The 16,144-nt window shown below is 40.8% G+C and carries 17 protein-coding genes; 3 read left to right on the top strand and 14 right to left on the bottom strand.

The features are described 5' to 3' along the window. Positions 1-192: 192 nt before the first annotated feature. The 9 genes from D1B33_RS12910 to D1B33_RS12950 form a co-directional block, all read right to left on the bottom strand. Positions 193-1,941, bottom strand: coding sequence for a methyl-accepting chemotaxis protein (locus tag D1B33_RS12910; RefSeq protein ID WP_233549478.1), 1,749 nt, complete (start codon positions 1,939-1,941; stop codon positions 193-195). A gap of 187 nt (positions 1,942-2,128) precedes the next feature. Next, on the bottom strand, positions 2,129-2,848 hold the full coding sequence (locus D1B33_RS12915; RefSeq protein WP_118876817.1) for a YebC/PmpR family DNA-binding transcriptional regulator: 720 nt from the start codon (positions 2,846-2,848) through the stop codon (positions 2,129-2,131). Positions 2,849-2,999: 151 nt separating this feature from the next. Continuing rightward, the gene (ypfJ, locus tag D1B33_RS12920) at positions 3,000-3,854 is read right to left on the bottom strand and encodes a KPN_02809 family neutral zinc metallopeptidase (RefSeq protein WP_118876818.1); all 855 of its coding nucleotides are present in this window, start codon (positions 3,852-3,854) and stop codon (positions 3,000-3,002) included. 78 nt (positions 3,855-3,932) lie between these two features. After that, positions 3,933-4,409: a low molecular weight protein-tyrosine-phosphatase gene (locus D1B33_RS12925; RefSeq protein WP_118876819.1), complete on the bottom strand. Its 477-nt coding sequence runs from the start codon at positions 4,407-4,409 to the stop codon at positions 3,933-3,935. A 2-nt stretch (positions 4,410-4,411) separates the two neighbouring features. Continuing rightward, positions 4,412-4,867, bottom strand: a complete 456-nt coding sequence (locus tag D1B33_RS12930) for a GNAT family N-acetyltransferase (RefSeq protein ID WP_118876820.1) — start codon at positions 4,865-4,867, stop codon at positions 4,412-4,414. 54 nt (positions 4,868-4,921) lie between these two features. Continuing rightward, on the bottom strand, positions 4,922-5,518 hold the full coding sequence (locus tag D1B33_RS12935) for a lysophospholipid acyltransferase family protein (protein ID WP_118876821.1): 597 nt from the start codon (positions 5,516-5,518) through the stop codon (positions 4,922-4,924). 49 nt (positions 5,519-5,567) lie between these two features. Then, positions 5,568-6,407, bottom strand: a complete 840-nt coding sequence (locus tag D1B33_RS12940) for a methyltransferase domain-containing protein (RefSeq protein WP_118876822.1) — start codon at positions 6,405-6,407, stop codon at positions 5,568-5,570. Positions 6,408-6,485: 78 nt separating this feature from the next. Next, positions 6,486-7,727: an MFS transporter gene (locus tag D1B33_RS12945; RefSeq protein WP_118876823.1), complete on the bottom strand. Its 1,242-nt coding sequence runs from the start codon at positions 7,725-7,727 to the stop codon at positions 6,486-6,488. A 149-nt stretch (positions 7,728-7,876) separates the two neighbouring features. Then, complete coding sequence (locus tag D1B33_RS12950; RefSeq protein WP_118876824.1) at positions 7,877-8,545, bottom strand: nuclease-related domain-containing protein; 669 nt, start codon at positions 8,543-8,545, stop codon at positions 7,877-7,879. A gap of 167 nt (positions 8,546-8,712) precedes the next feature. On the opposite strand from D1B33_RS12950, the gene D1B33_RS12955 reads away from it, so the two are divergent. Both D1B33_RS12955 and D1B33_RS18480 read left to right on the top strand, forming a co-directional pair. Further along, positions 8,713-9,579, top strand: a complete 867-nt coding sequence (locus D1B33_RS12955; RefSeq protein WP_118876825.1) for an AraC family transcriptional regulator — start codon at positions 8,713-8,715, stop codon at positions 9,577-9,579. A 359-nt stretch (positions 9,580-9,938) separates the two neighbouring features. After that, entirely contained in the window at positions 9,939-10,106 is a 168-nt protein-coding gene (locus D1B33_RS18480; RefSeq protein ID WP_158582974.1) for a hypothetical protein, read from the top strand. 111 nt (positions 10,107-10,217) lie between these two features. On the opposite strand, the gene D1B33_RS12960 is transcribed toward D1B33_RS18480, so the two are convergent. From D1B33_RS12960 to D1B33_RS12980, 5 genes are all read right to left on the bottom strand, one after another. Then, positions 10,218-11,123, bottom strand: coding sequence for a glycine betaine ABC transporter substrate-binding protein (locus D1B33_RS12960; protein WP_118876826.1), 906 nt, complete (start codon positions 11,121-11,123; stop codon positions 10,218-10,220). 126 nt (positions 11,124-11,249) lie between these two features. Then, entirely contained in the window at positions 11,250-12,149 is a 900-nt protein-coding gene (locus tag D1B33_RS12965) for a glycine betaine ABC transporter substrate-binding protein (RefSeq protein ID WP_118876827.1), read from the bottom strand. A 19-nt stretch (positions 12,150-12,168) separates the two neighbouring features. After that, positions 12,169-13,017, bottom strand: a complete 849-nt coding sequence (locus D1B33_RS12970; RefSeq protein WP_118876828.1) for an ABC transporter permease — start codon at positions 13,015-13,017, stop codon at positions 12,169-12,171. Then, positions 13,010-14,209 carry a quaternary amine ABC transporter ATP-binding protein gene (locus D1B33_RS12975; protein ID WP_118876829.1) on the bottom strand — a complete coding sequence of 400 codons (1,200 nt, stop codon included), beginning with the start codon at positions 14,207-14,209 and terminating at the stop codon, positions 13,010-13,012. Before D1B33_RS12975 ends, D1B33_RS12970 begins: the two co-directional genes overlap by 8 nt. Positions 14,210-14,393: 184 nt before the next feature. Further along, entirely contained in the window at positions 14,394-15,029 is a 636-nt protein-coding gene (locus tag D1B33_RS12980) for a GntR family transcriptional regulator (protein ID WP_233549479.1), read from the bottom strand. A 278-nt stretch (positions 15,030-15,307) separates the two neighbouring features. Between D1B33_RS12980 and D1B33_RS12985 the strand changes: the two genes are divergently transcribed. Then, complete coding sequence (locus D1B33_RS12985) at positions 15,308-16,069, top strand: MerR family transcriptional regulator (RefSeq protein WP_118876831.1); 762 nt, start codon at positions 15,308-15,310, stop codon at positions 16,067-16,069. Positions 16,070-16,144 lie beyond the last annotated feature (75 nt).

Genomic DNA, 16,144 nt, shown 5'->3' on the forward strand with positions numbered 1-16,144 from the left:
AGATGCCTCTTTTCCTACAATTTTATACCACATTTTACAAATTATATAGCACCTTTTTAATAGTTTTGAAATAACTTTCTGCTTGAAAGCGCTCTTTCTGTGTTTAACCTACCTTTTGGCAACTCTATTAAAGCGGAGGAAATAAAAAAGCGCATACACCATGCAAGATGATGAATGCGCATTTTATGATGTCTAATATTTAAATTTATTTATTTCTTCAATCATCTCTTTGGATGTGGCATCAAGCAGCTTCACAACTTCCTCCAATTGGTGAACCATCTCTACTTGAACATCCGAAGAACTGGCTACTTCATTTGTTTGGCCTGTTGTGTCCATTACAAGCTTGTTCATCGCTTCTGTTTGTGCCAGGATTTCCTCGGAACTTGCAGACATTTGCTCAATAACCGCTGAATCATCTTGAATTTTAGCGTTTACATCCTCAACTACGGTTAAAATTTGATGCAGCTTGTCCCCAATGTCCATAACAGCTCTTGTGCCTACCTTTACTTCTTCGGAACTTTTCCGCATTTCCTCCAGCGCTTTATCGCTAATTAACAAGAAGTTATCCAGGTAGCTTTGTATTTCATTCGCAGAGCTTCTGGACATTTCCGCAAGTTTACGAACTTCATCCGCCACAACCGCAAACCCTTTTCCGGCCTCCCCAGCACGTGCAGCTTCGATTGCCGCATTCAAAGCCAATAGGTTTGTTTGATCCGCAATGTTTGTAATAACCATTACCATCTCACGAATAGACTTGAACTTTTCTCCCATTTCACGCACATATTCTTCTGTATGCAAAACGGAATTCTCAACGTTTTGAATTTGGGAGACAACGTTTTTGGCATCATCCACACTAATTTCCACCAAGTTATTCATATCGGATGAAGCTTCTGCCATTCCCGATGTTGTATCAGCCAATCGCTGAATACCTGCAGACATTTCCGTCATTGCTTGAGTTACTTCATTGTTGCTCGCTTCCTGTTCCTCACTGCTCGAAGCAATATCGATAATACTTGAAACAATAATCTGGTTGGATTCCCCTACTCCAACGGCAGCACGCTCTATATCTGTTACAGCATGCTCTAAATTTTTAGATTTTGTATGTAAGTTCGATAAGGAATTTGTTAAACTATGAAGCGCTTTGGAGAATGTTTGTACGAATAATGCGATTTCATTTCGATTTTTCAACTCCAGGGAAGAGAGGGATTCGTTTACTCCTTTTAAATCTCCATCGGCTAATTGCTCCGAAGCCATTTTTAACACCTGCAGCGGTCTTAACGAGTTATTTAAATAGCGATATGTCAAATACAATCCGATGATTACAATAATCAAGAAGCCAATGCTAACTTTCGGAACAATGTTACTTGCAACGTTTGAACTAACTTCATCGACATAAGAAGCATCAATATCAACTCCCAAAAAAGCAACCACTTCACCATTGGCATCTTTCATTGGAATTGTACCCGAGATATATTCGCCGAAATCACTGCTTAATAAATCCGAATAATAGAAACCATCATTTAGTACATTTTGGAGATGTTCATAAGTTGTGGAACCCGAAGTTTCACCTAAAGCAGCGGCATTTTCGGTGTCATCTGCCGGCATCCCATCTACTAAAAACGTAACGTCTTCTCCTTCTTTTGGAACTGCATAGGTATAGGCATACAAAACGCCATTGATCTCCCTCAGTTCATTTAATTGATCTCTTAGTTCCCAATACAGCTCATCTTCCACGGGATTTTCAGCCAACTCTTTATATTGTTCCACATCGATGAAATTGATCATATTCTCGGCTATTTCAACCGTTCTTTCCCCAATCGTTTCCTTAACGGATTCTTTGGAATTATAATGCATCGAAAAAACGTATATACCCATTAGAAGAATAAAAATGACTGCAATAATTGAAAGAATCTGTCTGGATAACTTTTTTTCTTTATTCACTTACGAGGACTCCTTTACCGTTATGTTCTATCCAATTCCATATATCGGCAAATTACTCCGCATTTCAATAGAGAAAAGCATGTTGGACAGCAAAATTGTATAACTAATTAAAAAATGGAAATTAAGCACATAAAAACCCGGCAGCGATAGACACTGCCGGGTTTTCTGCAATAATGTTTTTATGGGTTTACTCGCCAAGATCCGCATTGTGGTAGACGCGTTGAACATCGTCCAGGTCTTCTAGCGCATCGACCATTTTTTCGAATTTTGCTTTATCTTCTTCCGATAAAGATACTTCCGTTTGTGGGAGCATCGTTAACTCCGCCACCGTAAATTCGGTAATGCCAGCTGTTTTAAAGGCTTCCTGTGCCGCATGGAACTGATCTGGTTCAGCATACACAATCGTTGTACCTTCTTCTTCAAAAACATCGCGCGCATCCACGTCTGCTTCCAATAATAGTTCCAATACCTCGTCAGCCGTTTTCCCTTCAATCCCGAATACCGCTGTTGAGTCGAACATATATGAAACAGAACCTGTTACGCCCATATTTCCGCCATTTTTGCCGAAAGCCGCGCGTACATCCGATGCTGTACGGTTTACATTGTTTGTTAATGCATCCACGATGACCATCGTTCCGCCTACGCCAAATCCTTCATAGCGCAGCTCATCGTAATCTTCCCCGCCTGCACCCTTCGCTTTATCGATCGCTTTGTCGATGATATGTTTTGGGACGTTATAAGTTTTCGCACGTTCCAATACTTGTTTCAATGCTGTATTTGATTCTGGATCCGGTTCGCCTTTTTTGGCTGCCACATAGATTTCCGTACCGAATTTTGCATAAATACGACTGGTATTTTTGTCTTTTTCGGCTTTTTTATCTTTAATATTATTCCATTTACGACCCATTAGTTCCACTCTCTTTCGATAATATGCATATATTAAAATAAAGGTCTGAAAGCTAGAGCTCCCATAACCCTATAAAGTAAACAAGACTGTAATATTATACACCATTCTATCACGAAAGAAAAAGATGCAAGAAGCAACGAATTGAAAAAAATTACAGCTGCTTCGCATTAAAGGTGTCTCCACCTTCAATAGTTCCGGTGTTAAATCCTTTTTTAAACCATCTCATTCGCTGCTCACTTGTACCATGGGTAAAAGTATCGGGAACAACATATCCTCTTGCCCTCAGCTGAAGCGTATCATCCCCAATGGCGTTCGCCGCCGTCAATGCTTCTTCAATATCGCCGGCTTCCAGATACCCCAAATCCTGTACATGGTTGGCCCAAACACCGGCATAATAGTCTGCTTGCAGTTCATGCTTTACGGTCGCTTTGTTATATTGCGCCGGACTCACCTTTCCGTTTAATGCATGAACCTTCTGTGAGGTGCCCAGCAAAGTTTGGACATGATGCCCCACTTCATGGGCAACAACATAGGCCATTGCAAAATCTCCCGGTGCACCAAACCGATCTCTTAGCTCATTATAAAAACTTAGATCTATATATAATTTATGGTCTGCAGGACAATAAAATGGACCTACAGCCGAACCGGCAACACCGCAGCCCGATTGCACGCTGTCCGTGAATAGGACAAGTGTCGGGTTTTCGTAGGTTAGCCCGTTTTCCTCAAATAGCTGCTGCCAGACATCCTCGGTATCCGCCAGCACAACCGAAACGAACTCTGCCAGCTCCTCTTCCTCGGCTGTTGGCACGTACTCAGCACCACTTCCATCCTGGATTTCCAATTGGCTGACCTGGTTGAATATATCCCCCATATTGCCGCCGCTTAAAAATGCAAAAACAATGGCGATTATAATTCCAATTCCTCCGATGCCTCCGCCGATTGCTCCCTTGCTCATTCCTCGGCGGTCTTCCACATTGCTGCTCTTTCTTCTTCCATTTATGCGCATAAGTCTCCTCCTGAAAAAATACCGTTTCTTCATTATTACCCGTTTTTTTCAGAAAGATTTACCTGAGAAGAGAGAAGTTTACCTAAAAGAAACTTCCTCTAAATCACCAAGAATTTTATCGAGCAATGCAGCGCATCCTTCCATGACCAAATCGTATGTTTCCTGGAAATCGCCAGTATAATATGGATCCGGCACATCTTTTCGATGATCAGTTAAATCCAGGAACCTGAAAATTTTAGGATGATCCGGCTGTCCAAGCATTTGACGTATGTTTTGCACATTGCTGCTATCCATCCCAACAATATAATCGAATTCCTCGAAATCTTCCCGGGCAAGCTGGCGTCCTTTCATGCCAGTTGTTGCAATTCCAACTTCTTTTAATTTTGCCAGCGTACCTTTATGCGGCGGCTCTCCTATATGCCAGGAACTTGTTGCTGCAGAGTCTACCTTAATCCTGCTTTCCAGTCCCTTTTTCTCTACTAAATCACGCATGACCGCTTCGGCCATTGGCGATCTGCAAATATTCCCGAGACAAACAAAAAGTACTTGTACCATCTTTACTCCTCCAAACCAATTTTATAGATTTTGGCGTGTTTCCCGAATGGATCGTAGGTCACTCCCTCTTCCACCCATCCCAGTTTTTCGTAAAATCCGTTTAAATTACTTTCTAAATACAAGGTCTTGAAACCAAGCTTTTTTGCTTGTTCTACACCATGCCCCAGAAGTTTTGAGGCTAATCCTTTTCCTCGGTATTCCTCTTTTACATAAAGACATGCAAACCACGGATACAAATCATGTCTACTATTAATATCGTTTCTTAATAATGCATAGGTGCCAACAAGCTCACCCTCTATCACGGCAACATGAAAACTTGGAATTCCATCAGGACCGTGTGCATTTCTCATGCATTGTTCATAAAACGGACGGTTGTTTTCTGTTCCCCAATATCCCCAAAAAAGATCGACCGCTTCATCAAATCGCCCTGTCAAATTCTTTACATCAATTATCTCCAAGGTGTTCCTCCCTTTGAAAAAACACTTTCCAATTTTCAGGAAAGTGTCAATCGATTACTTTATTTTTTGTTTCAGCTCTTCCGTTAAGCGCGACAATTCCTTTTCGAGGAAGATTGCCGCTTCATCGCGCGCTTCTTTTCCGGCGCCCACATTGAAAGGCTCCCCGTAGATCAGATATCCTTTTTGGCGTTTTAGCACTTCTCCTACATTGCGCGGACCCACATAAGCTGCCGGTACGATTGGCGCCTTTGAAAGCTGGGCAATAGTAATGGCCCCTTGCTTTAACTCCGCATTTTCAGTAGAACGTGTACCGCTCGGGAAAATTCCTACCACTTTTCCTTCCTTTATCAGCTGGCGGGGAATCTTGATGACACTTGGGCCTGGATTATCCCGGTCTACAGGAAATGCATTCAACCCAGGAAGCAGCGGTCCAAGAATCTTCCCTTCAAATAATTGTTTCTTCGCCATAAAATGAATTGGCCGTGGATGCAAGGATACCCCGAGGTTCAAGATATCCACATATCCATTATGGGTACATGCGATAACATAACCGCCTTCTTTTGGCAAGTTTTCTTTCCCGAATACTTTTGCCTTTGAGCCATTTAGTGTTAAAAAAACATTAACTAAGTTTGCACCAAAATCATATAACACTGCTACATTCCTACCTTTTATATTGTTCTATTTTATTTACCCTGCATTATTATTTTGTATTTTCTCCAATTAAAACATCCAAATCTATCGTAATATTGCTGAAAGACACGTTTTTCTCTATATGCCAGCCAAGCGGCGTCATTTCAAGCAGCTTGGGTACAAGATCTGTGTTTAGTGGAACCGTGTATGTAATCCGTTCTTGTTTGACATTCGCAAAATGTTCTTTGAAACGATTGACTGTCCCATCATTCCTATAACTCTCTTTCTCGGAATTCGCAAAAGCCTGTTTTCGTATTTCCTTCAAATAGCCCGATTGAGGAACCACTTTAATGACCATCCCGCCAGGTTTAAGCAGCCTGCTGAACTCCTCGTAATTTGCCGGCGATAATATATTTAAAATGCAGTCAAACGATTGTTCCTGGTAAGGGCTGTTTGCCAAATCACCCACACACCAGATTTTGTGCTCATAAAACTTTGCAGCAGCCTGAATGCCTTCCTTGGAGATGTCAATTCCGACACCAACTACCTCGTGTTCCAGCAAATTGCCGATTCGCTCTAAATGGGACCCTTCTCCACAACCTGTATCCAATACGGTCTTTACATGAGGTCCGATCGATTTTGCAATTTTTTGTTGAAGCGGGTTATACAACCCACTATTGATAACTTCCTGACGTGATTCAAATAAACTCTTGCTATACATCGAATTAGAAGGTTTAATCATGAAGTTCACGTACCCTTGTTTGGCAATATTAAATGTATGAAGATTGCCGCATGTTATTTGGCCATCCTCGCTGACATGCATCTTTTCTTTGCAAAGCGGACAGGAAAACAGCGATTCATATTCTTTCATGTATATTATACTTGCCGCTCTTTTGGATAGTTTGCCCACACTGATGCTCCTTTATATTTGCTAAAAATATCATATCATCTATCTTCTGGAATGAGAAACGGAACAATTTTTATATTGTCAGTTTTGTTTCTTTATCAGAATGACGAACAAACTTGCCAATAAACAAAAACCTCCCGCGAAAAGGAAAGCCCACATGTAAGAATCAAAGACTTTGTAAACGACACCGCCCGAATAGGCCGCTACTCCTGCTCCAACCTGGTGAGCCGCCGTAATCCAGCCATACATCATGGCACTTTTTTGGAGCCCGAATCTCTGCCTTGCCAATCCTATGGTTGGTGGGACTGTTGCAATCCAGTCAAGTCCGTAAAAAATCGAAAAAATGACCAGCCATGTATAAGAACCTTGCGCCAATGCAAAAGGTAAAAAAACAAGCGATATTCCCCTTAACAGGTAATACCAGAACAATAGCCAACGATTGTCAAATCGATCGGAAAGCCACCCTGAGACCGTTGTTCCGATCAAATCAAATATCCCCATAAAGGATAATAAGGATGCCGCTGTTACCAATGGAATTCCAAAACTGATGCAATAGGAGATAAAGTGCGTACCAATGAGGCCGCTTGTAGATAATCCGCAGATGAAGAAGCTGCCTGCCAGCAGCCAAAACTCCTTTACTCTTACCCCTTCAACCAATGAGGAGATGGCTATTTTAAAAGGATTGCGGCTTCCCTCGAAAGAATTCTCTTCTGCAGCCATTTCTTCCTGTCCGTACGGTGCAAGGTTAATATCTTTCGGCCAACTTTTCATAAAGATTCCTATTACGACAAGCATTATTATGCTTAGGAGAAATATTAAGCCTATAGCCATTCGCCATGAATAATTTTCTACAATCCCGGCTAAAACCGGCAGCAAGATTAATTGGCCCGTTGCCGTGGCTGCAGTCAATATTCCAACCGCAAGTCCCCTTCTTTTAACAAACCACCGATTGGCTACTTGTGTACTTAGGACGGTCAGGAAAAGGCCGGAACCAATGCCAAGCATTACGCCCCAAATCAAGACCAACTGCCATTCTTCCTTCATGGCAAACGTTAAACCGAGACCTACCGTCATGATGCCCATCGAATAAAGCATCATTCGCTTTAATCCGAACACTTCTACAAAAGCAGCCATAAACGGCCCCGAAAGACCATATAACAAGAGACATACTGCAAAAGCAAAGGAAATCGTTGGCCTCTCCCATCCAAACTCCATTTCAAAGGGAGCTATAAACACCCCGGAAGAGGAACGAATAATACCGGCTACTATGATGGCAATAAAAGTAACCGACAGCACAACCCAGCTATAATGAATTTTCCGCATTTCTCTTCCCCAACTTCTTTTTCTATATTGTACAAGGAAGCTTGTAATATTCATAGAAGATTATCATCGCCTTTCTTCCTTCACATACTGCATTGCTCAGGAAAAAGAAAAAAAGACTACCTCGATTCTATGAGATAATCTTTGGCAATTCAAAGCGAAGTGACGTTATTTACGGAAGCTTTTTCTTTTGGATTCTTTTCCATAAAGGGCTTCAACGTATTCGCAATCCCTTTCATTTCTTCTGTTGTCAGTAAATCATCCTTTATATGGCCTATATTACTAAAATACTCGGGTAATTCATTCAGCTTGATGACGTCAACATCGCTGGAATGGATTTCAATATTTTTAAAAGAACATTGGTCATTGAAAACAATCAACGAATGAAAGAGTTCCTTGCTTACCTCAGGAAGGTGGTCTTTTAGCCGCATGATTTCCAGCTTGCTTTCAACAACAGGATTTTGAAACTTAGTCATGCCCCCACGCTCTAATGCCTCGGCCCACTGAACGTCTGTCTCTTTCCCATAAATCCATCCCCTCATTCTTTTGGCTTCAATGATATACAGCCCGGACCGAAGAATGAGCAGTGCATCTATTTTTCGATCGCTATGCGGAAACGCAATATTAAATAATACCTCATATTGTCCATTGATTTTTTTAAGTTTTTGAGACACTCTATATAAAAAACGAATTTCTTGATCTGTCCAGATTGTACTAAAGGAATTTCCTGTTAATCTGCTGAATGGACTATTCTCATATACATAAAGCGCGATGGCAAAAAGTATTCCCATCAGCACTAAGAAGAAAAGGATTAACATCATCACAAAGCTGCCTCCCAATTACATAATCGTAATTTTATTCTACCAAAGTTCAAAAAGGATGAACATTCCAGAAAGCTTCTTTCGGACATGAAAACTGTCCAATGAAAGCACACGATGACAGGAAATCGGCTTTGCTACCAATTATGATAACGATAGAGGTGATGATTATGAGTTGGGTGGAATCCCTTCAAAGAGCCATTGATTATATTGAAAGAAATTTATTGAACCAGGATTTATCCGTTGAACATGTTGCCAAAGCTTGCAATTCTTCCGTTTTCCACTTTCAACGCACGTTTTCTATTTTAACCGATATGACTGTTGGCGATTATATACGTAGAAGGCGTTTAACTTTGGCCGCAGAAGAATTAGTGAATACGGATCATAAAATCATTGATATTGCCTATAAATACGGTTATGAAACACCTGAAGCATTCACAAAGGCCTTTCGCAAACAACATCAAATCGCCCCGCGGGATGCACGCAAAAAAAGGGGTCCGCTTCAATCCTATAATCGCCTCGTTATTCAAATTAAATTGGAAGGAGCAATACCGATAAATTATAAAATTATCGAAAAAGATGCTTTTCAAGTGGTGGGAGTTAAAAGAACTTACAATTGCCAAATCGGTGAGAATTTAAGCGGTATTCCAAAGTTTTGGGAAGAAGCGCATCTTGACGGAACCAATAATCGCTTAGTTGGCCTAAATAACAGTGAAGCAGCTGGTATTCTTGGCGTATGCATTGTCGAGGAAAATCAAAAAAGTGAAGGTCTGATGGATTATTGGATTGCGTGCGCCTATGAAGGTGTGGTGCCGGAGGGGCTGGAAACTAGAGAAATCCCCGCATCAAAATGGGTTGTTTTTGAAGTTCACGGAGCGATGCCGGATGCCATGCAGCAAACTTGGAAAAAAATCTATTCAGAATGGTTTCCGTCCAATCCCTACAAACCGGCTGGCACTGCCGAGTTGGAAGTTTACACAAACGGCAATCCTTCAAGTCCCGATTACTACTCTGAAATTTGGATTCCTATCAAATAATTGATGAATGGCGCTAAGGTTCAAGTAATTTCAATCCAACTTGAACCTTTATAAAAAGTAAAACTGGTCGAATCCAAACGAACTTTGGGGAGATGTACAATTTCCTGGGAAATTTAGTTGGACGATTTGAATATATTGTGACACCATCCAACATAAAATTTTCAATTCCACAACCATTGGATTTTATAGAGAAATTTTAATATTAACCAGTGTTCATAATTAAACACGTTTTATCACGAAAAATGATGTCCTCTTTGTTTTTTAAAAAATTAATCTCTCTTATACGTGTAAAAAAATATCTTTTGTAAATAATAACGGTAATGTCTTAACAATCCCTAATAAAGACGGAGGTTTTTACTGTGGACATTATTGAAGCAAATGCAATTCCGGCATTTCTCGAATCGACCCAGCTGCAAATGGAGCTTGAATCGCCAGACATCTATAACAATATAATCTTCCCGGTTCAGGCAAAAGAATACGATTTCAATCCACAAGTAGAGGAACCGCATGATTTGTCAAAAAACTAAAATAATCGGATTAAACACCTTTTCTCGAAATCGAATGCGACTGTAAAATCTAATACTCAATTAAAAAGGAGAACTCCCACTAGGGGATTCTCCTTTTCAATATGACCAATTTTATTCTTTTGGCTGCAGATCTTCAATTGAATCAATGTCCATATAGGCTGGTACTACAAAGCCATTTTGCGTACCTTCCAAATTCTCGCCTAAATCCACAATATCTTCCTTGTGTTGTTCATAAAAAGATGCGTGTGTCGTCGGCAGCCATGGTGCTAATGATGCATCCGCTTCACCGGTAGCAATTGCTTGGAATACAATTGCTGGATCAACCGGCGTCAATGTTACCACATACCCCAGCTGTTCCAATACTGCCTTCATTACATAGCCTGAAGCAAGTTCTGTATCCCATTGGGTCGATACTAATTCTATTTCTTCTCCATCAACTTTCTCTACACCGTCAGTCCATTCATTAACTTTATCGGAGTTATCTTCGATCCAATTCATGGCTGCTTCCTCATAAGAAGACTTTTGTGCATTTAACATTACCTCTTCCATATCTGCAGTTTCCCAATAGAAACGATCAAGAATTTGGTATGCGCCAGGCATGTCTTCTTCTAAGCCTTTTCTTGCTATTGTATTGATGTTTTCACTTCCGCCTAATATGCCTTTGGGATCTTCTAGAAATTTCAAATCATATGCCGAGAATTTCCAATGCGGCGTCCAGCCTGTTACGATAATAGGTTCTTCATTATTTATTGCCTCTTCCAGTGAACCTATCATACCTGCTGTTGAACTCTCTAGAAGTTCCCAACCTTCCAAGTTTTCGTATTCCTCTAAAGCTTTGTGTGAAAGACCAGTAATTCCCGCTCCTGGTTCAATACCTGTAATCGTATAATCCAATTGCTCACCTAAACTAACATTCTCTGCTGCTGCATCTTGATTTCCTTCTTCATTTCCACACCCGGCTAATATTAATGAACCAGCAAGGCCTAGAGTAATTCCAAATGATTTTAGTTTTACCATTTTGCTCTCCTTAAAATTTAAGGAGTTATCCATAGTTTAGATAACTCCCTTTTTTATTTTTGCTGATAGTAATTCTAAATAGCTGTAATAAAATTTATTTGAAATCCAATTTAAGCTTCCGAGAAATTATTCTATACCCTCTGTCCATTCAGCCACTTTTTCCGGATTTGCATCAACCCAGTCTGCGGCAGCTTTAGCTGGATCTGTACCGGCGTTAATTTCAAGCATCACACTTTCAATATCTTCGACCGTCCAATTGAATGCATCAAGTACTTTGTATACTTCCGGCATATCTTCGTCTAACCCTTGGCGTGCAAATGTATTAATCGTCTCTTCCCCACCATAAACGCCTTTCGGATCTTCCAGGTACTTAAGATCATAAGATGAGAACATCCAGTGTGGAGACCAACCTGTGATTACTATCTCTTCCTCATTGGCAATTGCTTGGCCTAATGCAACCGTCATCGCTCCTGAAGATGAAGGCAGCAATTCCCACCCTTCCAGATTTTCATAATCCGTTAGAGCTTGTTCTGTTGCAGCCATGACTCCCGCTCCAGATTCGATGCCTGTTATGGTCATATCCGCTTCTTCCGCTAGCTCATCAATCGAATCAACATCCATATATTCAGGGACAACCAACCCAATTTTAGCGCCTGTCAAGTTTTCTCCCAATTCTACTAAACTATCTTTGTACTGTTCATATTGAGTACCATGCGTATTTGGCAACCAGCCGGCCACCATGGCATCTGCTTCACCAGTGGATACAGCTTCCCACATGATGGCGTTATCCAATGGCGTTAAATTTACATCGTACCCCAGATCTTCCAGAACCTTGCCGACGACATGTGTTGAAGCAACTTCAGTATCCCACTCTACATATGCCAGATTCACTTCTTTGGATTCTTCATTTGTTGCCGAATTATTGGAATCGCCGGAAGTTTGACCTTCGTCTGAACTGCCGCACGCAGCCAATATTGCGCCCATTCCGAGGGCCAAGCCTGTCATTTTTAACTTTTTGAAATTCATCAGAATCTCTCCTATTCCCTTATTGTTTTTTATTTAAACTTTGTGTTAAACGATCCACGATAATGGCAAAGATAACAAGGCTAAGCCCCGCAACAAAACCGTTCCCTACTTGTGCGCGCTGCAATGCGGACAATACTTCACGGCCTAATCCAGGCGCGCCAATCATCGATGCAATGACAACCATCGATAAGGAAAGCAGAACCGTTTGGTTGATCCCTGCCATGATTGTTGATTTCGCCAAAGGCAATTCAACTTTAAAAAGTTTTTGTCTCCCTGTACTGCCATACGAGTCAGCTGCCTCTACCAACTCTCTAGGAACTTGGCGAATTCCCAGGTTTGTAAACCGCACCGTTGGAGGCAGAGCAAAGATGACGGATGCAAATACACCCGGAACAACACCTATACCAAAGAACGCAACCGCTGGAATCAGATAAACGAACCCAGGCATTGTTTGCATAAAGTCCAATATCGGTTTGATGATGTTTTCCGCAACCTGGCTTTTTGACATCAAGATTCCCAATGGAATACCAATGATTATGGCAATAATACTTGCAAAAATGACAAGCGTTATTGTATTCATGAACTCTTCCCATAAACCTTGATTATAGATAAACAGCAATCCAACAAGTGAGAAAATGGCAAGACCAAACTTCTTTCTTGTTGCAAAAAATGCAGCGATTGCTACAAGTAAAATAAAAATCACCGGAGGAATGGCAATTAGCATATCCGTGATAAAGTCCATCGAATTTTTGCCGCCGGTTTGTATAAAGTCAAACAAAGCGGAGAAATTGCCCGTTACCCAATCCATCAACTTTTCAACTGACTCTGCTACGGGCAAACTTGGGATGCTATCTAGTATTTTACTCATGTGCAGTCACCCCTTCCGGTTGTGTAGTAAGCGACTGGATTACCACTCCACGAATTAATACACCCAACAATCTGTTTTCCTGTACAACGGCAATCGGTGTTGGGGATTCCGAGATCATTCCCAATACATCCTGAATGAGCATATCCGGCTGTACAGTTGGCATATCTGTTCTTATGGAACTTAATACATTTTTTTCTCCGCGCTTTGAAGCTTCCAGGGCGTCATCAGCTGTGATATACCCTTTAAATTCTTTCTTTTTGTCTACAGCTAGCAATACACTAACTTCTTCTTCCCGCATACGCTGCAGCGCCACTTTGGGTCCATCCAATTCAATATTTACCGTAATTGGGCGAATCATGGCATTCTCCACCGTAATTACTTTTGAGCGGTCTACGTCTTCCAAGAAGGTTTTAACGTAATCATTTGCTGGATTGGTCAAAATTTCTTCACCAGTACCAATTTGAATGATTTTGCCATCCTTCATTAAGGCAATTCGGTCTCCGATACGTAATGCTTCGTTTAAGTCATGGGTAATAAAGATGATTGTTTTTCTTACTTTTTGTTGTAATTCCAGCAGTTCATCCTGCATATCTTTACGGATTAATGGATCGAGGGCAGAAAAAGCTTCATCCATCAGTAAAATATCCGGATCGTTAGCTAGGGCACGCGCCAACCCGACACGCTGCTGCATCCCACCCGAAAGCTGACTTGGATACTGGTCTTTATACGGTAATAATCCCGCGTTTTCTAAAGCCTTTTCTGCTTTCAATCTTCGTTCTTCCTTTGAAATGCCGCGCACTTCTAATCCGTATTCAGTATTTGCTAGAACTGTTCGTTGGGGAAATAAACCGAAGTTTTGAAACACCATACTCATTTTTTCACGTCTTATTTTTCTAAGCTGCTGCTTATTCATTTGTGAGATGTTCTCTCCATCAATGTAGATACTTCCATTTGTAGGCTCAATGAGGTGATTTAATAGGCGGACTAGCGTAGACTTGCCACTTCCTGATAAACCCATGATGACGAAAATTTCACCTTCGTTTACAGTAAAACTTGCATCATACACACCAATGGTGGCACCTGTTTTCTCCAATATTTCCGTTTTGCTTTTATTCTCTTCGACAAGCTTCAGGGCACTCCCAATATGCTTACCGAATATTTTAGTAACATGTTCTACTTTTATTTTCTCCATACCATTCCCCTTCCCTTTAATTCCCATTTCTGTTTCTTATTAGATAACAACAAAGCAACAACTTAATGTTAACAAAGGGTTGTTACTTGTGTCAACTTTCAATTTTATGATTCCAGTAAAAGACTTATGCTTATTTTTCTAATAAAAAAGGTTATAGACACCTTGTTAAGGGTATCTATAACCTTTACTGATTCGGATATAAAAAGTTTTGTACGCGCTCCAGGCATTCATCATTTCCAATAAAGTAAACGATGTCATTTTGCTCAAAAGTAGCGTAAGGACCAGGGGAAATAATAAGTTCTACCCCTTTTCTTATGCCCACAATTGTGGCCATTGTATTTTGCCAAAAGTTTATGGAACCAATGGATTGGGAAATAAAGGGCGACTCTTGGCGAATTTCCACTTGAAAGGGAACAAAAGGATTCACCGATTTAAACCTTTCCGTTCGATTCACGAGCCTTTTCGTTGTTTCTTCCAACACACTTAATTCCGCCTTTTGCCTTTTGATGCTTTCAAGCATTTCCAGCTGCACTTGGTAGACGGACTGTACTTCCAAAAATTGATGTGCAAACTGCGCGGCTTTTTCATACGATTTAATCATAACGCCGCTGCCTTTTGTCGTCTCTACGATTTCAAGATCTTGAAGTACTGCAATGGCTCTTCTGGCCGTTTCCGAGGATACACCGTACTGGCTTGCCAAGGAAGACCTTGCGTAGATTTTCTCCCCTACCAAATATTTTTTCTCCACAATTTTAGCTGCAATATCGGCCGCTATTTTTTGATACTTCGGCTGTTTTACTTGCATTTGCTTATTTTCCACAGTATTACTACCTTTCAATAACATAAATAGTCTCATACATTTGATGAGTTGGAAAACTTATACTAAATGAAGTTAATTCTTTCTTCATTATGATTATCTTAAACCATGTCCATACATAACGCTAATGCTTTTGTTTCAGCAAAAGACAAGCCAGCCCCGAAGCAAGAATGCCGGTAGCCTTTTAACATAAACAGTATTGTGCTTTGCAAAAAAATTTATATAGGGTTGACATTGACGTTGCGTCAATCTGTATGATGAATTTATCGGGAGGGATGACGATGGAGTACACGATTAGCAGATTCGCCAACATAGCCGGTGTGAGCACACGTACATTACGCTACTACGATGAAATCAATTTACTCAAGCCTTCACGAGTAAATAGTGCAGGTTACCGAATATATGGACAAAAAGAAATCGATCGGCTGCAGCAAATTCTTTTTTTCAGGGAGCTTGATGTTGATTTGGAAACGATCGCTTCCATTATAAATGACACAAACTTCAATCACATAGAAGCTCTATCCCATCATTATCAGGAACTTGTACGAAAACGTGACCGCCTGGATCGATTAATTGAAATGGTGAAAAAAACAATCGCCCACGAGAAAGGGGAAATACAAATGAAGAATGATGAAAAATTCGAAGCGTTTAAGGATAATCTACTTGCAGAGAATGAGGCAAAATACGGAGAGGAAACGCGAGAAAAATACGGCGAAAAAACGATTAACGAATCTAACGCCAAATTTAAAAACATGTCCAAAGAGCAGTTCGAGAAGATGACTCAGCTGGGAGAAGAAATTCTTGAACTTCTGCCCCAGGCTTTGCAAACAGGAGATCCTGCATCCCCTCTTGCACAAGAAGTGGCAAACAAGCATAAAGAATGGCTAACCTTTACTTGGCCATCCTATTCAAAAGAAGCGCATAAAGGGCTTGCCGATATGTATGTGAATGACGAACGCTTTAAAGCCTACTATGAAAAAGCAGTTAAAGGCGGCGCGGAATTCCTAAGAGATGCCATTCACCTATATGTCAATCAATCCTAGAAAGTGACCCAACGCCAAAAGATCGCGTTGGGTTTTTTTAATTTCTTTGCTTCTTTTTCATGTTGCATACTTTGC

The sequence above is a fragment of the Ureibacillus yapensis genome, assembly GCF_003515775.1.
In the GTDB taxonomy this organism is placed as follows: domain Bacteria; phylum Bacillota; class Bacilli; order Bacillales_A; family Planococcaceae; genus Ureibacillus; species Ureibacillus yapensis.

Coding starts and splice junctions, on each gene's coding strand:
- D1B33_RS12985 (WP_118876831.1), top strand. CDS start 15,308: ATGGAGTACACGATTAGCAGATTCGCCAACATAGCCGGTGTGAGCACA.
- D1B33_RS12975 (WP_118876829.1), bottom strand. CDS start 14,209: ATGGAGAAAATAAAAGTAGAACATGTTACTAAAATATTCGGTAAGCAT.
- D1B33_RS12970 (WP_118876828.1), bottom strand. CDS start 13,017: ATGAGTAAAATACTAGATAGCATCCCAAGTTTGCCCGTAGCAGAGTCA.
- D1B33_RS12965 (WP_118876827.1), bottom strand. CDS start 12,149: ATGAATTTCAAAAAGTTAAAAATGACAGGCTTGGCCCTCGGAATGGGC.
- D1B33_RS12925 (WP_118876819.1), bottom strand. CDS start 4,409: ATGGTACAAGTACTTTTTGTTTGTCTCGGGAATATTTGCAGATCGCCA.
- D1B33_RS12915 (WP_118876817.1), bottom strand. CDS start 2,848: ATGGGTCGTAAATGGAATAATATTAAAGATAAAAAAGCCGAAAAAGAC.
- D1B33_RS12945 (WP_118876823.1), bottom strand. CDS start 7,727: ATGCGGAAAATTCATTATAGCTGGGTTGTGCTGTCGGTTACTTTTATT.
- D1B33_RS12955 (WP_118876825.1), top strand. CDS start 8,713: ATGAGTTGGGTGGAATCCCTTCAAAGAGCCATTGATTATATTGAAAGA.
- D1B33_RS12960 (WP_118876826.1), bottom strand. CDS start 11,123: ATGGTAAAACTAAAATCATTTGGAATTACTCTAGGCCTTGCTGGTTCA.
- ypfJ (WP_118876818.1), bottom strand. CDS start 3,854: ATGCGCATAAATGGAAGAAGAAAGAGCAGCAATGTGGAAGACCGCCGA.
- D1B33_RS12950 (WP_118876824.1), bottom strand. CDS start 8,545: ATGATGTTAATCCTTTTCTTCTTAGTGCTGATGGGAATACTTTTTGCC.